General features: G+C 63.9%; 21 protein-coding genes. 12 read left to right on the top strand and 9 right to left on the bottom strand.

The features are described 5' to 3' along the window. Nucleotides 1-47 precede the first annotated feature (47 nt). On the bottom strand, nt 48-566 hold the full coding sequence (locus Q8N40_RS01480) for a hypothetical protein (RefSeq protein WP_305710541.1): 519 nt from the start codon (nt 564-566) through the stop codon (nt 48-50). A gap of 190 nt (nt 567-756) precedes the next feature. Between Q8N40_RS01480 and Q8N40_RS01475 the strand changes: the two genes are divergently transcribed. The 3 genes from Q8N40_RS01475 to Q8N40_RS01465 all read left to right on the top strand — a co-directional run bounded on the left by Q8N40_RS01475 (nt 757) and on the right by Q8N40_RS01465 (nt 3,780). Beyond that, complete coding sequence (locus Q8N40_RS01475; protein WP_305710540.1) at nt 757-1,203, top strand: DUF1496 domain-containing protein; 447 nt, start codon at nt 757-759, stop codon at nt 1,201-1,203. A gap of 150 nt (nt 1,204-1,353) precedes the next feature. Then, nucleotides 1,354-1,887 carry a hypothetical protein gene (locus Q8N40_RS01470; protein ID WP_305710539.1) on the top strand — a complete coding sequence of 178 codons (534 nt, stop codon included), beginning with the start codon at nt 1,354-1,356 and terminating at the stop codon, nt 1,885-1,887. A gap of 138 nt (nt 1,888-2,025) precedes the next feature. Continuing rightward, entirely contained in the window at nt 2,026-3,780 is a 1,755-nt protein-coding gene (locus Q8N40_RS01465) for an adenylate/guanylate cyclase domain-containing protein (RefSeq protein WP_305710538.1), read from the top strand. Nucleotides 3,781-3,868: 88 nt separating this feature from the next. Here the strand turns inward: Q8N40_RS01465 and Q8N40_RS01460 are convergent, their stop codons facing one another. After that, nucleotides 3,869-4,033 (bottom strand): hypothetical protein, encoded by a 165-nt coding sequence (locus tag Q8N40_RS01460; protein WP_305318336.1) that lies wholly within the window; start codon nt 4,031-4,033, stop codon nt 3,869-3,871. Between the two features lie 493 nt (nt 4,034-4,526). Here Q8N40_RS01460 and Q8N40_RS01455 point away from each other — a divergent pair, with 493 nt between their 5' ends. The 4 genes from Q8N40_RS01455 to Q8N40_RS01440 are packed head-to-tail and all read left to right on the top strand — an operon-like array spanning nt 4,527 to nt 7,984. Continuing rightward, entirely contained in the window at nt 4,527-5,372 is an 846-nt protein-coding gene (locus tag Q8N40_RS01455) for an ABC transporter ATP-binding protein (protein ID WP_371135588.1), read from the top strand. Beyond that, on the top strand, nt 5,372-6,148 hold the full coding sequence (locus Q8N40_RS01450) for an ABC transporter permease (RefSeq protein WP_371135587.1): 777 nt from the start codon (nt 5,372-5,374) through the stop codon (nt 6,146-6,148). Before Q8N40_RS01455 ends, Q8N40_RS01450 begins: the two co-directional genes overlap by 1 nt. Further along, on the top strand, nt 6,145-6,912 hold the full coding sequence (locus Q8N40_RS01445; protein ID WP_305710535.1) for an ABC transporter permease: 768 nt from the start codon (nt 6,145-6,147) through the stop codon (nt 6,910-6,912). The genes Q8N40_RS01450 and Q8N40_RS01445 overlap by 4 nt, the downstream gene beginning before the upstream one ends. Nucleotides 6,913-6,937: 25 nt before the next feature. Then, entirely contained in the window at nt 6,938-7,984 is a 1,047-nt protein-coding gene (locus Q8N40_RS01440; RefSeq protein ID WP_305318332.1) for a peptidase M29, read from the top strand. Between the two features lie 80 nt (nt 7,985-8,064). Here the strand turns inward: Q8N40_RS01440 and Q8N40_RS01435 are convergent, their stop codons facing one another. The 5 genes from Q8N40_RS01435 to Q8N40_RS01415 are packed head-to-tail and all read right to left on the bottom strand — an operon-like array spanning nt 8,065 to nt 13,789. Then, nucleotides 8,065-9,015, bottom strand: a complete 951-nt coding sequence (locus Q8N40_RS01435; protein ID WP_370870775.1) for a 3-hydroxybutyryl-CoA dehydrogenase — start codon at nt 9,013-9,015, stop codon at nt 8,065-8,067. Nucleotides 9,016-9,063: 48 nt separating this feature from the next. Further along, a complete protein-coding gene (locus Q8N40_RS01430; RefSeq protein WP_305710534.1) occupies nt 9,064-10,152 on the bottom strand; it encodes an NAD/NADP-dependent octopine/nopaline dehydrogenase family protein in 1,089 nt (362 codons plus the stop codon). Further along, nucleotides 10,149-11,684 carry a class I adenylate-forming enzyme family protein gene (locus Q8N40_RS01425; RefSeq protein ID WP_305710533.1) on the bottom strand — a complete coding sequence of 512 codons (1,536 nt, stop codon included), beginning with the start codon at nt 11,682-11,684 and terminating at the stop codon, nt 10,149-10,151. The genes Q8N40_RS01430 and Q8N40_RS01425 overlap by 4 nt, the downstream gene beginning before the upstream one ends. A 6-nt stretch (nt 11,685-11,690) precedes the next feature. Next, nucleotides 11,691-12,980 carry an acyl-CoA dehydrogenase family protein gene (locus Q8N40_RS01420; RefSeq protein WP_305710548.1) on the bottom strand — a complete coding sequence of 430 codons (1,290 nt, stop codon included), beginning with the start codon at nt 12,978-12,980 and terminating at the stop codon, nt 11,691-11,693. Next, nucleotides 12,980-13,789: an alpha/beta fold hydrolase gene (locus Q8N40_RS01415; protein WP_305321865.1), complete on the bottom strand. Its 810-nt coding sequence runs from the start codon at nt 13,787-13,789 to the stop codon at nt 12,980-12,982. Before Q8N40_RS01415 ends, Q8N40_RS01420 begins: the two co-directional genes overlap by 1 nt. A 194-nt stretch (nt 13,790-13,983) precedes the next feature. Between Q8N40_RS01415 and Q8N40_RS01410 the strand changes: the two genes are divergently transcribed. The 4 genes from Q8N40_RS01410 (at nt 13,984) to Q8N40_RS01395 (ending at nt 19,390) form a co-directional block, all read left to right on the top strand. Beyond that, nucleotides 13,984-14,745, top strand: a complete 762-nt coding sequence (locus Q8N40_RS01410) for an SDR family NAD(P)-dependent oxidoreductase (protein WP_305710532.1) — start codon at nt 13,984-13,986, stop codon at nt 14,743-14,745. Between the two features lie 137 nt (nt 14,746-14,882). Next, nucleotides 14,883-15,719: an enoyl-CoA hydratase family protein gene (locus Q8N40_RS01405; RefSeq protein WP_305321867.1), complete on the top strand. Its 837-nt coding sequence runs from the start codon at nt 14,883-14,885 to the stop codon at nt 15,717-15,719. 13 nt (nt 15,720-15,732) lie between these two features. Beyond that, nucleotides 15,733-18,081, top strand: a complete 2,349-nt coding sequence (locus Q8N40_RS01400; RefSeq protein WP_305710531.1) for a bifunctional salicylyl-CoA 5-hydroxylase/oxidoreductase — start codon at nt 15,733-15,735, stop codon at nt 18,079-18,081. A 58-nt stretch (nt 18,082-18,139) separates the two neighbouring features. Then, nucleotides 18,140-19,390: a flavin-dependent oxidoreductase gene (locus Q8N40_RS01395; protein ID WP_305318801.1), complete on the top strand. Its 1,251-nt coding sequence runs from the start codon at nt 18,140-18,142 to the stop codon at nt 19,388-19,390. Between the two features lie 170 nt (nt 19,391-19,560). Here the strand turns inward: Q8N40_RS01395 and Q8N40_RS01390 are convergent, their stop codons facing one another. Then, on the bottom strand, nt 19,561-20,016 hold the full coding sequence (locus Q8N40_RS01390) for a cupin domain-containing protein (RefSeq protein ID WP_305318802.1): 456 nt from the start codon (nt 20,014-20,016) through the stop codon (nt 19,561-19,563). 39 nt (nt 20,017-20,055) lie between these two features. After that, nucleotides 20,056-21,231: an ABC transporter substrate-binding protein gene (locus Q8N40_RS01385; RefSeq protein WP_305710530.1), complete on the bottom strand. Its 1,176-nt coding sequence runs from the start codon at nt 21,229-21,231 to the stop codon at nt 20,056-20,058. Between the two features lie 274 nt (nt 21,232-21,505). On the opposite strand from Q8N40_RS01385, the gene Q8N40_RS01380 reads away from it, so the two are divergent. Further along, the gene (locus Q8N40_RS01380; RefSeq protein ID WP_305710529.1) at nt 21,506-22,006 is read left to right on the top strand and encodes a MarR family winged helix-turn-helix transcriptional regulator; all 501 of its coding nucleotides are present in this window, start codon (nt 21,506-21,508) and stop codon (nt 22,004-22,006) included. Nucleotides 22,007-22,143 lie beyond the last annotated feature (137 nt).

The raw sequence follows: 22,143 nt of genomic DNA, 5'->3' as shown, positions 1-22,143 counted from the left end.
GGGCAGAGGGAGACATCCGATAACCGCCTGCAAAGGCGAACGAGAATTCAGCTTGCGAAGGCATTGCCCTGGCTGATGGAACAGCTCGGGGTCGAAACGCTGGGTTTCCCGGTGGACGTGTACGTATTGCCGTCGATGCCTTTCCAGACAATTGGCTTTCCGCTTAGCGCTCCCACAATCAGATTCGCTGTGCAACTTTGATAGGATGGATCGAATGAAATGGTCAGCTGGCTGGCGCCGCTCCCCAGCGACAGCACGCCGACGATTCTGTCGCCGACGAAACGCAAATTGTCTCCGCCGCCACCGCCGGGGGCAATCTCCTTGTCCTCGGCAGCTCCCTTGACCCTCCGCATGACCTTGACGAACAACCGCCCCTGACTGCTGACGTAGATCTGACGGGACGTTTGGCGATTGGTTGTCAAAATCGTTCCATCAACCTTTCTGGCTGGAATGGAAACGCTGAATGCTACGGAAATTGTTTTGTTCATCAATTGCTGCGGTGCAGCGTCCGCGGCGGTTGCTATTGCTGTGAGTGCGATAGCCAGGATCGATTGCTGGAAGACCATACGTTAACGTCCTTCTCCAAGCCTGGCATGGATCGATGAAAGCCAGGAGCGCTCGGAACAATCGGGTGTCAACCTGTGGAAATATATGCAAACAAGGAGACTTCAGGAAGGATCGGTCGTCTAGCATATTACGGCGAATCATTGGCGCCGGAAAGACTGCCGGCGAACGTGAGATGGATTTTTAACGACTTTGAACGGCGCGCTGGTTTCGCAAAAAGTCCCTCCACGAAGGCAAGCCATTCCGGTCGGCTGTTTTTTGAATAACCTCGAGGATGTCATGAAAGTCAGCTCGCATTTCGGTGCCTGTTCGATCGCTGCAACGCTTTGCCTGGCCTCGCCTTCGTTGCTTTATGCACAAGTTGCCGACGTCTGCGTCTACGAGAGCAAGCAATATTCCGAAGGCGCCTCGATCTGCCTGCGGCCAACGCTGATGCTGAGTTGCCGGCTCGAAGGTACGCGCATGGTCTGGACTATTGTGACGGACCAGGACACCAGTCGTTTGTGTTTGCCGCCGTCGGTTTCAAGACATCACAGGAAGCCGGCGACAAAGGTGTCGAAAGTTGCCTCGCCGTATTCACGACCAGCGGCCGGTGCGGCGAAATGCTTTCAATTCAACGGTCGAACATACTGTGAATAGTCGGGGCGCGATTGACACAACACACCGGCAGCGGTCTTGGAAGCGCTCCGGGGAACGCGATAGGCTGCTGGACTGAACGGCCCCGGTCCGTTGCAAACTTGAAGTCCGGCCGGTAGCTTGTTGCTTTATCGGAGTTGAATGGAGTATTTCATGGCGCGTTTCTTTTTCTTGTGTACCGCGATGATCGCCGCTTTGGGAACCAGTCCGGCGCTCTGTGCGCCACAAGGTCTATTGGACAAGACTGTCACGATGTCGTGGAGCACCTCGGGTAGCGGAACGAGGGCCGACGGTACTGCCGTCAGTTTCTCCAACATCAATACGCGCGTGGTTTACATCAGCACCGCTGGCCGCACTTTTCTGCGCATGGAGGTCAAGTCTTCCGGCCGGAGGGGCGCCGCGCGCAGCGCTGACAAAGGCCCCGGAGAAGGAAGCTCAAAGGGCTCGGTGCGACTCGACGGCAATCGTCTCGTCGGAACGGAAGCCTTCGCCAGCGGCGCCCGGCAATACGTCGCAACCTTCGATCCCGGGTTTTCGAGTTGCACGTTGTCCGTTATCGACGCCAAGTCAGGTGGTGCCAAGATAAGCCGCCGCGGACCAGACGGTACGATGTATGTCATCGATTCAGTCAGCACGGGTTCGCCAACTTGCTCGGTTCGGAGCGGCAATGCCTTTTCGGGTAACTAGGGCAGTTGGTGGTGAGACGCCGGGAGGCAGGTTACCGGGATGGAAGCGGACTTTTCACTCTGATTGTTGGCCCGCGGCTGTAGCCTGGGCCAGCCATGGCTTGAAACCTCCGAGCCGTCACTGACTTTTGGGGCATCCTTGACCGGCGCGCAGTTACAGCGACGATTGGCGGCGGTGCTGGCGGCGGAGGTCGCCGGCTATGACCGCCTGATGGCTGCCGATGACGAAGGCACGCTGGCCCGGCTGAAGGCAGTCAGGAAGGCCCTGGTCGAGCCCGCCTTGGCCGCGCATCACAGCCGCACCATCAAGGCCAGCGGCGACCGTCTGCTGGTCGAGTTTGCCAGCGCCGTCGATGCGTTGCGCAGCGCCGTCGAACTGCAGGGGGGAATCGCCGAGCAAAATGCGGCCGTGCCGCCGGATCGAAGGATCGAGTTCCGGATCGGCATTCATGTCGGTGATATTATTTTCGATGAAGACGACATCTTCGGCGACAGCGTCAATATCGCCGTGCGGCTGCAGAGCATTGCCGAGCCGGGCGGTATCTGCCTGTCGGAGAGTGCCTGCCGGGAAACCCGCGGCAGGTTCGAAATCGTCTGCGACGACCTTGGGCCGCAACTGCTGAAGAACATTGCCGAGCCGGTTCGGGCATGGCGGGTCAGGCTGGGCGCGCAAAGCGCGGCGAGCCAGGCTCAGGCGCCCGTGCTTCCCGACATGCCCTCGATCGCGGTGCTGCCGTTCGAGAACATGGGCGGCGATCCAGAGCAGGAATATTTTGCCGACGGTCTGGTGGAGGATATCACGACCGCGCTGGCGCGCTTCAAGTCGCTGTTCGTGATCGCGCGCAATTCCTCGTTCACCTACAAGGGCAGGACGATCGACATCAGGCAGGTCGGACGCGAGCTCGGCGTGCGCTACGTGCTGGAGGGCAGCGTGCGAAAGGCCGGCTCGACGCTGCGCATAACCGGGCAGCTGATCGAGGCCGAGACCGGCTCGCATTTGTGGGCCGAGAAATTCGATGGCCCGATGGACGACGTGTTCGAGCTGCAGGACAAGGTCGCCTCCAGCGTGGCGGGAGTGATCGATCCCCTGCTGCTGGATACCGAAATCATCCGCGCGCTGGAGCGTCCCACCGCGGACCTGACGTCGTACGATCTGTACCTGCGTGCGCTGCCGCTGATACGGGCGTGGGCGCGCGAGCCGATCGCACGCGCCATCGTCCTGCTCGGGCAGGCGATCGAACGCGATCCGAAGTACGGACCGGCGCTGGCGTCGCTGGCGCTTTGTCATTCGCAGAATTTCCTCAACGGCTGGGGCGACGCCACGGTCGAAAGCGAGCAGGGCAGGACGCTGGCGCGACGGGCTCGCGAAGCCGCACCCGGCGACCCCCTGAGCGTCACCAGTGCCGCCGGCGCCTTGTTGAATCTCGGCGAAGACGCCAACCTCCTGAAGCCATGGGTCGATGGCGCGTTGGCGCGTAATCCGAGCCACGCCTTCGGCTGGCTATGGAGCGGCTGGATCCGGACCGTCGCCGGTGAAGCCGATGTCGCGATCGAGCATTTCGAGATGTCGCTGCGGCTCGACCCGCGCGCCTCGCGGCGGGCCTTTCATCTGACCGGCATCGGCATTTGCCGTTTCTGGCAACGGCGCTTCGATCAGGCCGCCGACGCTCTGGAGGCCTCGTTTCACGAGTTGCCGAGCAATGCGATGACGATCTGGTTCCTCGCCGCCTGTTACGCACATATGGGCCGTCTTGCCGACGCGCGTGACTTCGCGGCCCGCCACGGCATTGTTCCCGGCGGGCAGTGGCTCAAGATTGGACTGCTGTATGGTGATCCCGGGCAACGCGAGTTGTTGCTGTCCGGCCTCCGGCTCGCGACGGCAGAACAGGCCTGAACTGGAATGCGCCGCTGACGCCCAGGGCCTGGAAGATTCGGCTTGGATTCTTGTTCTTCGTGCGGCCGGACGTCATCGATGATGACCTTCAAGTCGCCCCGTTTCCATCATGATCATGCTTCGCTTCAGTGGCTGTCTCTTCGGCCAGCAGCCGGATAAGCATTTGGTGTCGAATCGGATCATCCGCCACGTCAGGCTCGGCCAGCAGCCGTCGATAGTGCGCCAGATTTTCGCGGTGGACGAAGCGTTCCATGGCAGACCTCGAAGTCCATTGAGGCGGGGAGCGCGACCGAACTCTCCCAGTCACCGGAAGACGCCGCAGGCAGAACGATGATGCGGCGAACATGCAGGCTGCGACCGAAGAGTTGTGATCAATACGGCTCATGTCGTTGGAAATAAATAATCGTGGAGACATCGCTTTTACTGGAACCATTGACGTGATGGTGAATCGCTGCGCGCCGCCGCACCTGACTTCGCAACCCGCCTCGGCATCGTGCCGGCGGCCAGTGACCCGAGATTGGATCGCTGCATGGCGATCCGAAGCAGCGTGGACTCTCGCTGTCCAGTCTCGGGCTCGCGGATGTCGACCAACCTGCAGAATTTGAAGATTTTTCAGTTTAAGCCCCCCAGGCAGGCTGCTTCCTGGCTGGCCAACCCATGCCCCCAAAACGGCATCGCCAAGCCCTGCCGGTTTCCGCTATGGTCGCCCGGAAACTCACGGAATGATGCCGGGAAGCAAAGCGGGAATGAAGGGTGTGCCATCGCGGCCGGATCTGCGGACTGAACCAGCGCCGCTGCGCGGGCCGGAGTCCGCCATGATCGAGATCGATCATGTCTCGCAGACCTTTCGCACCTCCGGCCGTCAGGCCCATCTGGCGTTGTCCGATATCTCGCTGACAATCGAGGATGGCGCCTTCGTCTCGATCCTCGGCCCCTCCGGCTGCGGCAAGTCGACATTGCTTTACATCGTCGGCGGTTTTGTCAGCCCGACCGAGGGCCAAGCGAGGGTGAAGGGCAGGGCGATCACCGGGCCGGGCCCGGATCGCGGCCCGGTGTTCCAGGAATTCGCGCTGTTTCCCTGGAAGACCGTGCTCGGCAATGTGATGTACGGCCCGCGCCAGCAGGGCGTTAAGGCTGCGGAAGCCGAGGCGCAAAGCCGCCGGCTGATCGAGATGGTCGGCCTCAAGGGTTTTGAGAATTTCTACCCCAAGGAGTTGTCCGGCGGCATGAAGCAGCGGGTCGCGCTGGCGCGCACGCTGGCCTATCACCCTGCGGTGCTGTTGATGGACGAACCGTTCGGCGCGCTGGATGCGCATACCCGCACCCGGCTGCAGAACGACCTGCTCAACATCTGGGAACGCGACCGCAAGACGGTGCTGTTCGTCACCCATTCGGTCGATGAGGCGGTGTTCCTGTCCGACAAGGTCGTGGTGATGACGCGGGCGCCGGGCCGCATCAAGGAGATCATCGATATCGAGCTGCCGCGGCCGCGCCGCCGTGCCGAATTGCTGCTCGATCCGCGCTACCAGAAATACGTGGTCGAGATCGAGCGCATGATCGACGACACCAGCGAAGACGGGTTGCGGCCATGATGGCGCGCGCGCTCTCGCATCTGGCGCCACTGCTGGCCTGCCTCGGCCTGCTCGCGATCTGGCAGGCCGGGTCGTTGATGCTGAATACCGAGAGTTTTCCGACCGCGATCGAAGCGGTCCGCGCGGTGCCGTTGATCCTCGGCGACAGGGAATCCGTGATCAACATTCTGGATTCGCTGCGACGCATGGCGATCGCCTTCGCCGCGGCGCTGCTGTTCGCAGTCCCGCTCGGGTTGATGATGGGCCGCTCGCGCCTGGTGGCGTCGTTCTTCAATCCGCTGTTGATGATCACCTATCCGGTGCCGAAGGCGGCGCTGATGCCGATCATCATGTTGTGGCTCGGCGTCGGCGATCTCGCCAAAATGCTGGTGATCTTTCTCGGCGTCAGCCTGCCCGTGATCTATCACAGCTTTCAGGGCGCAAGGGCGGTCGAGGAGAAGATGCTGTGGTCGGGCGCTGCCATGGGCCTCTCGGCGCCGCAACGGATGATCCGGATCGTGCTGCCGGCGGCCTTGCCGGAAATTCTCACGGGCTGCCGCACCGGCCTCGTGCTGGCGCTGATCACCATGGTCACCTCGGAGATGATCGCGCGGCAGTCCGGCGCCGGCAACATCCTGTTCAACTCGCTCGACATGGGGCAGTACGACACCGTCTACGCCATGATCATCATCATCGGCGCGATGGGGATCGGCCTCGATGCCGCCTTCGAGAAATTACGCAGCCGGCTGGTGCGGTGGTCCGAGCCCGGCTTCGACATTCCCCTGAGTTTCGCATGAACGCCCGCGCGCTCACATCGGACGTCCTGCTCGGAATCATACCGATCGCGCTGGCGGTCGCCGTATGGCAGGGAATTTCGTCGTTCGGCTACGCGCCGGTGACGCTGCTGCCGCCGCCCGGAATGGTGTTCACGCGGCTGGCGCAACAACTCCTCACCAGCACGTTTCAGCATGAGATCGCCTCGACGCTGTTCCGGCTGTTCGCGGGATTTTCCATTGCGGTGATCCTGGGCGTCGGCATCGGGCTCGCGGCGGCGGCAAGTCCTGTTGTCAACGCCGTGGTGCGCCCGATCGTGCGCGTGCTGGCGCCGTTGCCCAAGGTCGCGCTGTACCCGGCGCTGCTGCTGCTGCTTGGCTTCGGTCATGAGTCCAAGATCACGCTGGTTGCCGCGGATGCGCTGTTTCCAATCCTGCTCTCGACCTACTACGGTGCGTCGATGGTGGAGCAGAAGCTGATCTGGTCGGCAATGGCGGCCGGCACGCCGCGCCGCCAGATCCTGTTCAAGGTGGTACTCCCGGCCGCGGTGCCGTCGATCCTGACGGGCTGCCGCATTGGCCTCGTGATTTCCTGCATCGTGGTGTTTCTCGCCGAAATGATCTCGTCGACCGACGGCCTCGGCCACATGCTGGTGAAGGCGGCGCGGACCTTCCAGGCGGTCGACATGTTCGTGCCGCTGATTACAATCTCGCTGCTGGGGCTGATCCTCAATGGCCTGCTGCAGGGGTTGAGGTCTTATCTGCTGCGCGGCTTTCCCGAAGTCTGATGCAATTCCTGAAGTGGAGATGGCTATGTTGGCGGATCGCATAGAAGCTAAATGGATCGATGCGTTCTGCGAGGTTTTCGAGCGCTGCGCGGTCAAGCCGGGCGACACCGCGGCGATCCTGTCGGAAACCCAGTCGCGCGCGCTCAACGTTCACCTCGCCGAACTCGCGCTGCTGCGGATGGGCGCAAAGCCGTTTCACATCGTGGTGCCGACGCCGCGCAACCGCGAGGTGGTTCCGGTCCGCTCCACCGGCGCCAGCATCGCCATTCAGAAGCTCGGCCCTGTCGTCAGCGCGCTGCAGCAGGCGGGTTTCGTGGTCGACTGCACCATCGAAGGGCTGATGCATGCGGTGGAAACGCCGGAAATTCTGAAAGCCGGCGCGCGCATTCTCAATATCTCCAACGAGCATCCGGAAGCGCTTGAACGCATGGTGCCTGATACCGCGCTGGAGAAACGCGTGCGCGCCGCCGTGAAAATGCTGCGCGGGACCAAGCGGATGCGCGTGACCTCGAAGGCGGGCACCGAGCTCGACGTCGACATGGTCGGCGCCCAGACGGCCGGCGTCTGGGGCTGGACCGACCGGCCGGGCACGCTGGCGCATTGGCCGGGCGGCATCGTCGTCAGCTTCCCCAAGAGCAAGTCCGTCAACGGCACCATCGTGATGGCGCCCGGCGACATCAATCTCACTTTCAAGCGCTATCTGGCGACGCCGATCAAGATGACGCTGAAGGACGACTACGTCACCGACCTCGAAGGCGAGGGCGCGGACGCTGCGATGATGCGGTCCTATCTCGCGGCCTGGGGCGACCGTGAGGCCTATGCGGTGTCGCATGTCGGCTGGGGTATGAACCCCGGCGCGCGCTACGAAGCGCTGACCATGTACGACAAGAACGACACCAATGGCACCGAGCTGCGCGCCGTCTCCGGCAACTTCCTGTTCTCCACCGGCGCCAACGAATTCGCCGGCCGCTACACGTCCGGGCATTTCGATTTGCCGATGATGGGCACGACGATCGAACTCGACGGCGTCGCTGTGGTCAGGGAAGGGGTGCTGCAGGAGGTATTTGGATAGGGTAAAACGGCCGCTCGCTGCCATTGCATGGGGTTGTTTTCGATATTTTATGCCGGCGCCGTCAACATGGTCAGGGCGCTTTAGTCCCGATCAAGGACGGGCGGCCGCGCCAGTCCAAAATGCCTGAGCAACTCGACCATCTGCGCGAGGCGCTTCTCGCGATAGGCATCGACGTCGAGGCCGGAATAATCCAGGAAGCCGGCGCCGGTGCGCATGCCGATGCGGCCGTCGCGCATGTTGGTGGCGATCACGTCGGGGGCGCGGTAGCGGTCGCTGTGCAGCGCGCCTTCGAGATAGCGGCTGGCGTAATAGAGAATGTCGCCGCCGCCCCAGTCGATGAACTCCAGCAGGCCGAGCACCGCGTAGCGGAAACCGAAGCCGTAGCGGATCGCCTTGTCGATATCCTCGGCGCTGGCGACGCCTTCCTCCACCATCCGCGCCGCCTCGTTCATCGCCAGCGCCTGGATCCGCGGCACGATGAAGCCGGGTGTCGCCGCGCACACCACCGGCACCTTGCCGATGCCCTCGAGCAACGTCTTCACCCGCGCGACGACATCCGGATCGGTGGAAGCCCCCGGCGATATCTCGACCAGCGGAATCAGATAGGCCGGGTTGAGCCAGTGGACGTTGAGAAAGCGTTCCGGATTTTCGACGGCGCTGGAGAGATCGTCGACCAAAATCGTCGACGTGGTCGAGGCGATGACGATCTCCGGCGCGACGCATCTGGAGGCTGCCGCCAGCACCTCGCGCTTGAGCTCGACCACTTCGGGCACGCCTTCGAACACGAGGCCCGCGTCGGCCAGCGCGGCAGCCATGTCGTGTGCCGGCACCACGGAAACCCGCGCGAAGATGGCCCCGGCGTCATTGCTGTCAAGCAAGCCGAACCGTGCCAGGCTCGCCAGCGTCTTGCCGACCTCGCCGCGCGCCTCGGCTTCGAGCGTCGAAAACTGTTCAGCCGAACGCGCCTTGACGTCGATCATGATGACGGCGTGGCCGGCATAGGCGAACGCCACCGCGATACCGCGGCCCATGCGGCCGGCGCCGAGACAGGCGATGGTGGGGCGGGCAGCGGTCATCGCTCAAAATCCCTCGCGCAGCAGCGCCTGTAACTCGGCGCGATCGAGGTGGCCGAGGCCGAGGGTCGCCAGGGTGCGTCCGCCTTCCAGAAAATCCTCGCCGCAGATTGCGCCGCCGATAGCGAGAAACGAGAATGCCAGCGGCGTTGCGACTCCCACCAGTTCCGCGACGGAGACGAGCAGCGACAGGCCGAGCCGCAGATCCTCCCGCATATAGCGGTGCTCGGTCAGCACAATGCGCTCGCGCCAGTCGCCGGAATCGGTCAGGCGGTCATGCGAGCCGCGGCCATACATCCACTGCTCGCCCTCGCTGGCGTAGTGATTTGCCAGCGGAAAATGCGGCCCGCCATAGCCAAGAGCTTCGCGCACCGCGATGCGTTCGGCATCGAGCGCGTCGGTGACGCGGCGGATTGCAGCCTGCGTGCCCTCCTTGTGAATGTCCCATTTTTCAAAATGCTCGAGCGGGCCGGCATTCATCACGATCAGCGGCGGATGGATGATCGGCCCGGCATTCATCAGCGCGCCCGACAGTGCGTCGCCGCAGGGCTCGATCACGCCGGGAAAGGCGTGGCCGATCACATCGAGCGCATGAGGGGCGGTATCGAGCGGAAACACGCCGACCGGCAGCCGCTTGGCACGGATGGTGATGGCGACCTCGAACGGGCCGTGCTTGCGGGTCAGCCATGGCAGCGTGCCGGTCTCGGCAAAACTGACGCGCGCGAGATTGCCGGCGTCGTGCGCAGCCTTGGCGAAGATCATGGAGCCGAAGGTGGCCGGCGGCAGGAACACGATTTGGCCATCGGTCAGATGCGGCGCGAGCAACTGCGCGATGTCGGGCTGCGCGAAGGCCGGGGCAGGACACAGGATCAGCTCGGCGCCATCAACGACCTCGGCGATGTCGGTCGTCACCAGCGCCAGCTGCACATCGTGCCGGCCGTTAGAGTCCTTGACGATGATGCGGGAGCCCGCCGCGAGATGCTGCGCGACCAGTGCCGGATCGCGCCGCCACAGCCTGACGTCATGGCCCTGCAGCGCAAAATCGCCGGCGGCCGCAAAGGAGCCATTGCCGCCGCCGAGTACCGCGATCTTCAAAGGGCATCTCCTTGCGAGGATTGGGGCATGTCGAGCCGGCGCAGCATGAAATGCTGCACCTTGCCCAAAGCGGTGCGCGGCAAATCGTCGACGAATACGATATCGCGCGGCACCTTGAAACGGGCGAGCTGAGTCAGCACATGCGCCTTCAAATCATCCGCCTGGACCGAACACCCGGTCCGCCGGATCACATAGGCCACCGGCACCTCGTCCCATCGGACATCGGGCCGGCCGATCACGCCGCACTCGACGACATCGGGATGTTCCAGCAGCACGCGCTCGACCTCCGCCGGATAGATGTTCTCGCCGCCGGAAATGATCAGGTTCTTCTTGCGGTCGTGCACGAAGAAGTAGCCGTCGGCATCGCGCAATCCGATATCGCCGGTGCGGTACCAGCCGTCGTGCAGCGCCTCGCGCGTGGCTTGCTGGTTGCCCCAGTATTCGTAGAACACGTTGGGGCCGCGCACCGCGATTTCGCCTGGTATCCCCGGCGGCAGTTCGGCGCCGGCGTCGTCGATGATAATGGCTTCGCAGCACAGGCCGGGCAGGCCCGTGGAGCCGACCCGCGAAAGATCGCTGCCGAGCCTGGTATAGACCGCGACCGGGCAGGTTTCGGTGGAGCCATAGACCTGCAGCACTGGCACCCCGCGATTGACAAAACGCTCGATCAGATGCGGCGGCACGATGGTCGATCCGGTCGAGATCGCCTTCAGCGACGACAGGTCGGTGGTGGCCCAGTCCGGATGCTCGGTCGCCGCCTGGATGATCGCCGGCACCAGCACCGTCAGGGTGGGGCGGTCGCGCTCGAAGGCGGTGAGGGTTGTGTCCGGCGTGAAGCGCGAGTGGATGGTCACGGAGGCGCCGATGTGCAGCGCCGGCGTGGTCTGGATATTGAGGCCGCCGACATGGAAGAACGGCAGCACCGTCAGCACGTGATCGTCGGAGGTGAGGCCATGCATGTGCTGGCTCATCATCCCGTTCCACAGCAGCGCCTCCTGCCGCAGCACCGCGCCCTTCGGCCGTCCCGTGGTGCCGGAGGTGTAGACGATCAGCAGCGGGCAGGTGAGATCGGTGTGGGGATTGCGGCCGTCGCCATGCGCCCGTGCCAGCAGCGCATCGAACGCGATTCCCGACGGCGGCGCGAAATCCAGCCCGACGACGCTGGCCTCTGGCAAGGAATGCTCCAGCGCGGGCAACACCCCCGCAAAGGCTTGTTCCAGCACCAGCAGCTTGATCGAGGCGTCCGACAGGATGAACAATTGCTCGGCCACCGCGAGCCGCCAGTTCAGCGGCACCAGCATGGCGCCGAGCCGCGCGCAGGCATAGAGCAGCACCAGGTAGTCCGGCCGGTTCAGGCTGAGGATCGCGATCCGGTCGCCGCGGTTGACTCCGAATTCGGCCTTCAGCGCGCGCGCCGTCTGTTCGATGCGGGCGCTGAGCGCCGCGTAGCTGAGAACGTCGCCCTCGAAGATGGTCGCGGGCTTGTCGGGCGTGAATGCCGCGTTTCGTTCAATGAGATCGGAGAGGTCCATTGCGAACTAGTCGTCCGTCTCGCCGGTCTCGTACAGCGCTTCGCGGCCGATGCGATCGAGGCAGAGTTCGGCGGTCCAGGGCAGCATCAGCGAGCCGCAGCGACTGTCGCGATAGATCCGCTCCAGCGGCAGCGATTTCAGCATCGCCTGACCGCCGCAGGTGCGGATGGCCAGCGTCGCGATCTCGTTGGCACCTTCCATGACGGAATATTGCGCGGCGTAGGCGCGCAGCACCTGTTCCTTGCCCGGATTGGGACCGGCCTCGGTGACCGCCTGAAACCAGATCGCCTTGATCTGCTCCAGCTTGATCTGCATCTGCGCCACCGCGATCTGCTTGGTCGGATACATCCGCCGCTTGACCGGCGGCGTGCCCGGCATCTCGCCGCGCAGATAGCGCACGGTGAAATCGTAGGCGGCCTGCGCGAGGCCCATATAGGTCGGCGACAGTGTCAGGAACATGTGCGGCCAGCGCATCGCCGCCTGAAAATACACCCCGCGCGGCATCAGCGCCGCATCGTCAGGCACGAACACGTCCTTGAACAGCAGCGTGCGCGATACCGTGCCGCGCATGCCGAGCGGATCCCAGTCCCCGACCACCGATATGCCCTGCGCCCCGGCGGGCAGGGCGAGATAGAGCGTGTTGCGGCGCGAGGCCTTCTCGCCCTCGGCGATCTCGGTACAGAGCACGCCGTAATAATCGGCATGGCCCGCCAGCGAGGCAAAGATCTTCTTGCCGTTGACGAGCCAGCCGCCCTCGACCGGCTTCGCCTCGGTGCCGAATGCGACGCCGCCGGCCGCAGCCGCGCCGCCTTCCGAAAACGGCTGCGAATAGATCGCGCCGTCGCCGACGATGCGCTTGTAGTGCACGGCGCGACGCTGCTCGTGCTCGTCGCGGGTAGCGGCGTCCATGTCGAGATCGTCGGCCAGCGGGCCGGACCACAGCGTCGAGCAGACATGCATGTTCCAGGTCAGCGCGGTGGCGCCGCAATAGCGGCCGATCTCGGCGGCGGCCAGCGCATAGGTCTGGTAGTCCGCGCCGAGGCCGCCGTGCCTTCTGGGGATGGCGATGCCGAGCAGGCCGGCGTGGTGCAGGTCGCGGTAATTCTCGGTCGGGAATTTCGCTTCGCGGTCATAGGCCGCGGCGCGGCCCGCGAACACCGCCTGGCCGAGCTGGCGCGCGCGCGCGATGATTTCGGCCTGTTCGTCGTTGAGGCGGAACGCGTGCGGATCGAAGATCGGCGCGTCCAGAACTACCCCGTCGATTGTTCCCACAGTCTTGTTGACCTGTACCGTCATCATGCCGTCACTTGGGTTGCAGCCACATGAGCCCTGAGGAATTGATCGAGCGCGGCGTTGAACGCGGCGGGCCGCTCCAGATTGGCGAGGTGGCCGACGCCTTCGAGCTCGACGTATTTGGCGCCGGGAATATAGGTCGCCATCTTCGCCATCATCGGCGCCGGCGCATTGTTGTCCTTCGAGCCCGACAGCACCAGCGTCGGGACCGCGATATTCTTCAGCGCGTTGCGCTGATCGAACCCCAGCAGCGCCAGCATGGTGGCGCGATAGGTCGCCTCGGGCACGGCGGCCATGCACTCGCGCGCCAGCGTCATGCCATTGGCGTCGGGATCGTCGCCGACCAATTCCCTGACCAGGTTCGGCGCCAGCGAAACCATGGTTTCGCCGCGATCGAGCGGGCCGAGCCGGGCGTCGATGAAGGATTTCTGCCAGCCGCCGTCGGGCTTGCCGAAAGCGGGGCTGGTCTGCGCCAGTACCACGGCGCTGGCGATCTCTGGGCCGGTCGCCAGCAACTGCTGGACGATCATGCCGCCGATCGAATGTCCGACCAGGATGGGCCTTGTGGCGCCGGTCTGCCGCAGGAAATCGCGCAAGGCGTCGGCAAGGGAGGCGATGCTGACGGTGGTCAGCGGCGCCGAGCCGCCATAGCCCGGCATGTCCCAGGCGATGGCGCGATATCGAGCGCTGAAGGCCTCGATCTGGCCGCGCCACGCCCGCGCCGCGCCGCCGATTCCATGCAGGAACACCAGCGGCGGCGAAGCCGTATCGCCGGCCGCCTGATAGCCGAAGCGGCCATCGCCGGTTTTCATGGGCGCAGAATCGGGCAAGCCGGACCTCCGGTATTGTGGAGCCTGCCGATGCCAGCAGGCGCGCATGCGGTTGACCGACGCTACCTGCGGGGCCCGCCCTGTCAAGCTTATCGGGCCGCGGTTTCTTGCAAAAGCTTGAAGTTTAAAATATATCGGAAAAGGCACGTCGAACAATCGTTCCGGGGAGACCGCTGATGTCTGGATTGCCGCATTCCCCGCATGCGCTCGTCACCGGGGGCGGACGCGGTATCGGGCGGGAGATCGCGTCAGCTCTGGCTCATGCAGGCGCGACTGTCACCGTGCTCGGCCGCAATCGCGCGACGCTGGATGAGGCCATTGCCGCCGGCGCCGCGCATTTCGCCGGGGTTGCCGACGTCGCGGACCAGGCCGCCGTCTGCGCCGCCATTGCGGAGGCCGCGGCCCGGCAGCCGATCGATATCCTGATCGCCAACGCCGGCAGCGCGGAATCCGCGCCGTTCGGCAAGTCCGATGTGGCGCTGTTTCAGCGGATGATGGACATCAACTTCATGGGGGTGGTTCACACCATTCAGGCCGCGTTGCCGTCGATGAAGGGCCGGCCTTACGGGCGGATCGTCGCCGTGGCGTCGACCGCGGGTCTCAAGGGTTATGCCTATGTCAGCGCCTATAGCGCGGCAAAACATGCGGTAATCGGCCTCGTGCGCTCGCTGGCGCGGGAACTTGCGGCAACGCGCGTGACGGTCAATGCGGTGTGTCCCGGGTTCACCGATACCGACCTCGTTGCCGGAAGCATCGACAACATCATGAAGAAGACCGGCCGCAGCCGCGAGCAGGCGATATCAGAACTTGCCAAACACAATCCGCAGGGCCGTCTGGTGACGCCGGCGGAAGTCGCCGACACCGTACTTTGGCTGTGCGGCGAGGGATCGAGCGCGGTCACCGGACAGGCTATCGCGGTTGCGGGCGGAGAGGTTTGAGCTAATCCCGATACCGTCATTGCGAGAGAAGCGAAGCAATCCATCTTACTTCGTGTGACAAGAAAGATGGATTGCTTCGTCGCAAGGGCTCCTCGCAATGACGAACCTTAGCAACGGCAAGAGAACAGGGAGAACCCATGAATACCCCAGCCAATCCCGTCACGCTGCCTCTGGCGCAGTACGCGCCAAAGCACTTTCTGCTTGGAGTGACGGACGGCGTCGCCACGGTGACGCTGAATCGTCCCGAGCGGAAAAACCCGCTGACGTTCGAGAGCTACCGCGAACTGACCGATTTTTTCCGCGCCTGCGCCATGGATGATGACGTCAAGACCATCGTGGTGTCAGGGGCCGGTGGCAATTTTTCGTCCGGCGGCGATGTGTTCGAGATCATCGGCCCGCTGGTCAAGATGGATACCAAGGGCCTCACCGCCTTTACCCGCATGACCGGCGATCTCGTCAAGGCGATGCGGGCCTGTCCGCAGCCGGTCATCGCGGCGGTCGAAGGCATCTGCGCCGGTGCAGGCGCGATCGTCGCGATGGCGTCCGACCTGCGTCTGGCCGCCACCGGCGCCAAGGTCGCATTCCTGTTCAACAAGGTCGGCCTCGCCGGCTGCGACATGGGCGCCTGTGCGATCCTGCCCCGCATCATCGGGCAATCGCGCGCCTCGGAGCTGCTGTACACCGGCCGCTTCATGACCGCGGAGGAAGGCGAGCGCTGGGGCTTCTTCAGCCGTATCGTGGCGCCGGCCGAGGTGCTGACGCAGGCGCAGCTGCTGGCCAGGCAGATCACGGAGGGTCCGACCTTCGCCAACACCATGACCAAGCGCATGCTGGCGATGGAATGGGCGATGTCGGTGGAGGAGGCGATCGAAGCCGAGGCGGTGGCGCAGGCGCTGTGCATGACGACCGAGGATTTCGCCCGGGCCTTCGAGGCGTTTTCCAACAAGGCGAAGCCGGTGTTTCAGGGGAATTGAGCGGAGGCGTCTCATGAAGATCGCAATCATCGGTGGCGGACCGGCCGGCCTCTATGCGGCGATCCTGCTCAAGAAGCAGCGGCCGGAGGCCGAGATCACGGTCCATGAGCGCAACCGCGCCGACGACACCTTCGGCTTCGGCGTGGTGTTCTCCGATGCGACGCTCGACAATTTCGAAAAGTACGATGCCCCGAGCTACCGCCGCATCACCGAGCAATTCGCCTATTGGGACGACATCGCCGTGCACTTTCGCGGCACGGTGCACCGGGTCGGCGGCAACGGTTTCTGCGGCTGTTCGCGCCGCACGCTGCTTCTGATTCTGCAGGAGCGGGCCCGCGAACTCGGCGTCATCTTGCTGTTCGAAGCCGATGTCGAGGATGAAGCCCGCTTTGCCGATGCCGATCTGGTAGTGGTGGCCGATGGCATCAACAGCCGCTTTCGCGAGAAGTATATCGAACACTTTCAGCCCGAGGTGGACCTGCGCTCCAACAAGTTCGCCTGGATGGGCTCGACCCGCCCGCTCGACGCTTTCACGTTCATCTTTCAGGAGACCGAGTGGGGCCCTTTCATCGCCCACGCCTACCAGTATGAAACGGGACGTTCGACCTGGATCTTCGAGACCGATCCCGCGACGTTCCAGCGCGCCGGGCTCGAGGGCCTGAGCGAGCAACAATCCGCCGACCGGATGGCGGAGATCTTCGGCTGGTTCCTCGAAGGGCATCCGCTGCTGATCAATCGCTCGATGTGGCGCAATTTTCCGATGATCCGCAGCAAGCGTTGGGTCAGGGACAAGATGGTGCTGCTGGGCGACGCCAAGGCGACCGCGCATTTCTCGATCGGCTCCGGCACCAAGCTCGCGATGGAAGACGCGATTGCGCTGGCAGACGCCATGCACCGCGCGCCGACGGTCGAGGCCGCGCTGCAGGGTTACGAAACAGGCCGCCGCGAGGAGGTCGAAAAGACCCAACACGCCGCCGACGTGTCGCTGGTCTGGTTCGAACACGTCGACCGCTTCTGGGATTTCGATCCCGTGCAGTTCGCCTTCGGCGTCATGACGCGCGCCAAGGCGATCACCTATGACAACCTCACCCTGCGCGCGCCCGGTTTTGTCACCGAGGTCGACAAGGCGTTCGCAAGACAGGTTCGCGCCAATGGTTTTGCCGTCGATGTCGACAAACCGGCGGTGCCGATGTTCCAGCCGCTGCGGCTGCGCGAAATGGAGATCGCCAACCGCGCGGTGGTGTCGCCGATGTGCATGTATTCCGCCAGGGAGGGCGTGCCCGGCGATTTCCATCTGGTGCATTACGGCTCACGCGCGATCGGCGGCGCCGGGCTGATCTTTACCGAAATGACCTGTGTCTCCCGCGATGCCCGCATTACGCCCGGTTGCGCCGGTCTGTGGAGCGACGAGCAGGAGGCCGCGTGGCGGCGTATCGTCGATTTCGTCCATGCCAATTCCGGTGCGAAGATCGCGCTGCAGCTCGGCCATGCCGGTCGCAAGGGCGCGACCAAACTGATGTGGGACGGCATGGACCGGCCGCTGGAACAAGGCGCATGGGATACCGTGTCGGCGTCGCCGGTCCCGTATTTTCCGGACAGCCAGGTGCCGCGCGAGGTGGACCGCGCCGATATGGATGCGGTCAAGGCGGCTTTCGTCCAGGCTGCCGAACGCGGCGAACGCTGCGGCTTCGACATGCTGGAGCTGCATTGCGCGCATGGCTACCTGCTGGCGAGCTTCATCTCGCCGCTGACCAACCAGCGTAGCGACACCTATGGCGGCTCGCTGGAAAATCGGCTGCGCTTTCCGCTTGAGGTGTTCGAGGCGTTGCGGGCGGCGTGGCCGGCGCAGAAGCCGATGTCGGTGCGCATCTCCGCTACCGACTGGGCGGAAGGCGGCATCACCGGCGACGATGCGGTCGAGATCGCGCGCGCTTTCGCGCAAGCCGGCGTCGATCTGATCGACGTCTCCACCGGACAGACCGTGCGCGACGCCCAGCCGATCTATGGCCGCATGTTCCAGACGCCGTTCTCCGAGCAGGTCCGCAACGAGGCCCGCGTCGCCACCATGTGCGTCGGCAACATCACCACGCCGGACCAGATCAATACCATCCTGGCGGCGGGCCGCGCCGATCTGGTGGCGCTCGGGCGCCCCCATCTGATCGACTCCTCGTTTACGCTGAAGGCGGCGGCCTGGTATGGCGCGGAGATTTCGTGCCCGCCGCAATATCTGCCCGGCAAGGAGCAGATTTTCCGCAATAGCGTGCGTGACAGGCAGGATTTCGACGATCTGAAAATTAAGGCTAAGCCGAAGACCCGGGCCGAGCTGAAAGCGGAGGCGACAAAGCCGCTTGCGGCAGAGTGACCCTGCATGCGAGGCTCAGGGCCTTCGCAAGGCGTTTCGGTTTCAGTGGAGTAGGGCGATGAAGGCAATTATCGTCGGCGGCGGTATTGGCGGCCTTACCACCGCGCTGATGTTACAGGCCCGCGGCATCGGCTGCGAGCTGTTCGAGCAATCGGACTCGATCCGCGAACTCGGCGTCGGCATCAACACCCTGCCGCATGCGATCCGCGAACTCGCCGGGCTAGGCCTGCTGCAGGCGCTCGATGACGTCGCGATCCGCACCCACGATCTCTATTATCTCAATCGTCATGGCCAGGAAGTCTGGCGCGAATCCCGCGGCATCGATGCCGGCCACGACGTCCCGCAGTTCTCGATTCACCGCGGCCGGCTGCAGAGCGTGATCCACCGCGCCGTCGAGGAGCGGCTCGGCCATGATGCCATCCACACCGGTTGCAGGCTGGGAGCCTTCACCCAGGACGAGGGCGGCGTGACCGCGTATTTCTTCGATCGCACCGGTGCGCATACCAGAACCGTTCGCGGCGATATTCTGGTCGGCGCCGACGGCATTCATTCGCGGGTGCGCGAGACGCTGTTTCCCGCGGAAGGGCCGCCTTGCTGGAACGGGCTGATGCTGTGGCGTGGCGCGCGCGACTGGCCGGTGTTTCTGGACGGTCGATCGATGATTGTCGCCGGCGGCCTGAACGCCAAGGTCGTGGTCTATCCGATCGCGGAGGGATCGAGCCCGGCGAGCCGGCTGACCAACTGGGCGGTGCTGGTGAAGGTCGGTGAAGGCAACACCTCGCCGCCGCGCCGCGAGGACTGGTCGCGGCCCGGCAAGCGTGAGGAACTGATGCCGCATGTCGCGCGGTTCTCGGTGCCGCATGTCGCGGTGCCGAACCTGATCGCGGCGACACCGGAGTTCTACGAATATCCATGCTGCGATCGGGACCCGCTGTCCTGTTGGTCCAGCGGCCGCGTCACGCTGCTCGGGGACGCCGCGCATCCGATGTATCCCGTGGGTTCGAACGGCGCCTCGCAGGCCATTCTCGACGCGCGGTGTCTCGCCGACGCACTGGCGCGCTCGGAGCATCCGCGGCAGGCGCTGCTGGCGTACGAGCAGAAACGATTGCCGATGACGGCCGACATCGTGCGCGCCAACCGCCGCGGTGGACCGGAAGGCGTGATCGACGCCGTCGAACAACTGGCGCCCGATGGTTTTGACGATATCGACAAGGTGCTGAGCTACTCCCAGCGCGAGGCCATCGTGCGCGGCTATGCCAGCAAGGCCGGTTTTGCGGCGGTGCCGGGACTGGCGGCGGTGAGGGCGTAGGCCAGCCGCGTACACAGACGTCATCCTGAGGTGCGCGCGCTCTTCGCGCGCCGCGAAGGATAGCCGCTTGTACCGTCGTCAGTCATCCTTCGCGGCTCGCCGAACAGGCTCGCACCTCCAGCGATAACGGCGAAGCCGTTACGCAGGGAAGACGGCAACAGCGGCGTCCCTCACGCGCCCGGCGGCGGCGGCAGGAAGTGGATGTTGTATTCCGCGGCCATCGCCACGACGTCTTCCGGCTTCTGCTCCTTCATGTTGTGGAGCCCCCAGAACAGGTCGTAGAGTTTCCGGGTCGGCGATACCCAGAACAGGACTTTCGCGGTTTGATCTGATTTGTTGAAGATACCGTGGGGAACGCCCATGCCGAGCCTTATCAAGTCGCCGGCGGTGGCCTGAGCCTCGCCGCCGCCGAGCATGAAATCGAGCTTGCCTTCCAGCATGTAGAGATATTCGTCCTGGTCCGGATGGATATGCGGCGGCACGAAGGTGCCCGGCGGCAACGTCGCGTGCCACGAGAAACTGTGCTCGGTGCGGTTCTTCGGCACATAGGTCTGGCCGAGAATATTCCATGAAATGCCCTGCATGCCCTCGTTGGCCCGGGTGATGCCGGTGATCTCGCTTGTCATCGTGTTGTTTCCTCCCAAATCATTATTGCTTTCGGCCGCCTATTTGGCCGGCGCGCAATCCTTGGCGTAGCGGTCGCCATAATTCTCGAACACCTTCTCGGAGATTTCGGTCTGGAATTTTCCGTCCGGCCGTTTGGCGACCTTCGTGAGGTAGAAGTTCTGGATCGGGTAACCGTTGGTATTGAACTTGAAACTTCCGCGCAGCGAGGTGAAGTCGGCCTTCCTCAACGCGGCCGAGACGGCTTCCTTGTTGGAAAGATCGCCCTTGACCGCCTTGACGGCGCTGTCGATCAGCATGGCGGTATCATAGGCCTGCATGGCATAGGTGCCGGGCACCATGTTGTAGGCGGCCTCAAAGCCGGCGACGAATTTCTTGTTCTGCGGATTGTCGAGATTGGGCGCCCAGTTCGAGCCGCCGAACATGCCGACCGCGGCGTCCTGCTGCGCCGGCAGCGTCGACTCGTCCACCGTGAACGCCGAGAGCACCGGAATCTTGTCGGCGAGGCCGGCCTGCCTGTATTGCCTCACCAATGTCACGCCCATGCCGCCCGGCATGAAAGTGAACACGGCGTCGGGCTTCAGCGACGCAATCTTGGAGAGCTCGACCTGAAAATCCAGGGTGTTGAGCGGCAGATAGGACTCCTCGACGATTTCTCCCTTGTAGTCGAGCTTGAACCCGGCGACGGAATCCTTGCCGGCCTGATAGTTCGGCACCATGATGTAGACGCGCTTGTAGCCGCGATCCTGGGCAACCTTGCCGAGAACCTCGTGCACCTGGTCGTTCTGATAGGAGGTGGCGTAGAAGAATGGGCTGCAGTTCTTGCCGGCAAAGCTGGAGGGGCCGGCGTTCGGGCTGATCAGGAACGTCTTGGTGTCTGTCACCGGCTTGTGGATCGCCTGCAGGATGTTGGAGAAAATCGGTCCCACGACGAAGTCGACCTTGTCGCGTTCGAGCAGGCCCTTCACCTTGGTGACGGCGCCATCCGGTTTGAGTTCGTCGTCGACCGCTATCACCTCGACATCCCGGCCGGACATCTTGCCGCCGAGATCCTTGACCGCGAGCGTGAAACCGTCGCGGACCTGCTGGCCGAGTGCCGCCGGCGGACCTGACAGCGTCACGATCACGCCGATCCTGAGTTTTTCCTGCGCGACGGCTTGACCGGCTGCAACGCTCAACAGGACCGACAGTCCGGCCAACTTCAAATGCTGTTTCATGAACTCTCCTTGATCGGCGACGTTCGCGCCGCCGAAACCCACGCCAAACCGGATCCAGTTCTTGCTGGTCCAAGCCCATTCGTCCAAGCCTATTCCGATGATGGCCCTTGCCGCAAGCAGGGTTGCGACAGGTTGAGGCCATGCATGACAAACCATGCAAGCCGCGCGCCAATTGCTTGAAGCCTAAAGAAATGTAACAATTGCCACAGGCGCCGCAGCCGTTCGCTTCCGGCGCGCGTCGCCGGGCAGGCAAAAAAAGAGACAAGATCACATCATGATCCTTGATTCCGAGACCAAGGCGGTCGAGCTTCCGGAAGATCACGGCGACGAACTCAGACTGTGGCTGCGCCTCTTGACCTGCACGACCCTGATCGAGGGCGAGGTGCGCGGACGGCTGCGCGAGCGGTTCGATGTCACCCTGCCGCGCTTCGATCCGATGGCCCAACTCGACACGGTTCCTGACGGCATGACTCTGTCGGATGTCTCGAAGCGGATGATGGTTTCGAATGGCAACGTCACCGGGCTGGTGGAGCGGCTGGTCGAATCCGGCCACCTCGACCGGCGCACCTCCGACACCGACCGGCGCGTCCAGGTGATCCGCTTGACCAAGGCCGGCCGCGCCGAGTTTCGCCGGATGGCGGCGGAGCATCAGCTCTGGATATCGGATATATTTTCGGACCTTTCGCCGAAAGACGTTCGCGAATTGATGCGGCTGCTGGCCAAAACCAAGGGCTCGGCGCGAAAGGCTGCGCAGAAGCGCGCACTCCAGGCGTGAGTGCGCCGGTCGACTATGAGGCCGAGTACAACAACCGGGCGCGGGTCCCGGAGAACCCTGCACTTATCGCGGGCTGGGCGAGGGACGCGGCGGCCTATCGCGGGCGGCAACCCCCACGCCTGATCCGCTATGGAGCC

The sequence above is a fragment of the Bradyrhizobium sp. genome (assembly GCF_030693485.1).
Taxonomy (GTDB): domain Bacteria; phylum Pseudomonadota; class Alphaproteobacteria; order Rhizobiales; family Xanthobacteraceae; genus Bradyrhizobium.
This window is presented reverse-complemented; position numbering and strand designations above follow the sequence as displayed.

Excerpts from the sequence above, each read along its gene's own strand:
- Q8N40_RS01450 (WP_371135587.1), top strand. The coding sequence starts at position 5,372 with ATGGCGCGCGCGCTCTCGCATCTGGCGCCACTGCTGGCCTGCCTCGGC.
- Q8N40_RS01405 (WP_305321867.1), top strand. The coding sequence starts at position 14,883 with ATGAATACCCCAGCCAATCCCGTCACGCTGCCTCTGGCGCAGTACGCG.
- Q8N40_RS01415 (WP_305321865.1), bottom strand. The coding sequence starts at position 13,789 with ATGAAAACCGGCGATGGCCGCTTCGGCTATCAGGCGGCCGGCGATACG.
- Q8N40_RS01385 (WP_305710530.1), bottom strand. The coding sequence starts at position 21,231 with ATGAAACAGCATTTGAAGTTGGCCGGACTGTCGGTCCTGTTGAGCGTT.
- Q8N40_RS01440 (WP_305318332.1), top strand. The coding sequence starts at position 6,938 with ATGTTGGCGGATCGCATAGAAGCTAAATGGATCGATGCGTTCTGCGAG.
- Q8N40_RS01420 (WP_305710548.1), bottom strand. The coding sequence starts at position 12,980 with ATGACGGTACAGGTCAACAAGACTGTGGGAACAATCGACGGGGTAGTT.
- Q8N40_RS01435 (WP_370870775.1), bottom strand. The coding sequence starts at position 9,015 with ATGGGCCGCGGTATCGCGGTGGCGTTCGCCTATGCCGGCCACGCCGTC.
- Q8N40_RS01425 (WP_305710533.1), bottom strand. The coding sequence starts at position 11,684 with ATGGACCTCTCCGATCTCATTGAACGAAACGCGGCATTCACGCCCGAC.
- Q8N40_RS01400 (WP_305710531.1), top strand. The coding sequence starts at position 15,733 with ATGAAGATCGCAATCATCGGTGGCGGACCGGCCGGCCTCTATGCGGCG.
- Q8N40_RS01380 (WP_305710529.1), top strand. The coding sequence starts at position 21,506 with ATGATCCTTGATTCCGAGACCAAGGCGGTCGAGCTTCCGGAAGATCAC.
- Q8N40_RS01455 (WP_371135588.1), top strand. The coding sequence starts at position 4,527 with ATGAAGGGTGTGCCATCGCGGCCGGATCTGCGGACTGAACCAGCGCCG.
- Q8N40_RS01460 (WP_305318336.1), bottom strand. The coding sequence starts at position 4,033 with ATGGAACGCTTCGTCCACCGCGAAAATCTGGCGCACTATCGACGGCTG.
- Q8N40_RS01395 (WP_305318801.1), top strand. The coding sequence starts at position 18,140 with ATGAAGGCAATTATCGTCGGCGGCGGTATTGGCGGCCTTACCACCGCG.
- Q8N40_RS01390 (WP_305318802.1), bottom strand. The coding sequence starts at position 20,016 with ATGACAAGCGAGATCACCGGCATCACCCGGGCCAACGAGGGCATGCAG.
- Q8N40_RS01470 (WP_305710539.1), top strand. The coding sequence starts at position 1,354 with ATGGCGCGTTTCTTTTTCTTGTGTACCGCGATGATCGCCGCTTTGGGA.
- Q8N40_RS01480 (WP_305710541.1), bottom strand. The coding sequence starts at position 566 with ATGGTCTTCCAGCAATCGATCCTGGCTATCGCACTCACAGCAATAGCA.
- Q8N40_RS01410 (WP_305710532.1), top strand. The coding sequence starts at position 13,984 with ATGTCTGGATTGCCGCATTCCCCGCATGCGCTCGTCACCGGGGGCGGA.
- Q8N40_RS01445 (WP_305710535.1), top strand. The coding sequence starts at position 6,145 with ATGAACGCCCGCGCGCTCACATCGGACGTCCTGCTCGGAATCATACCG.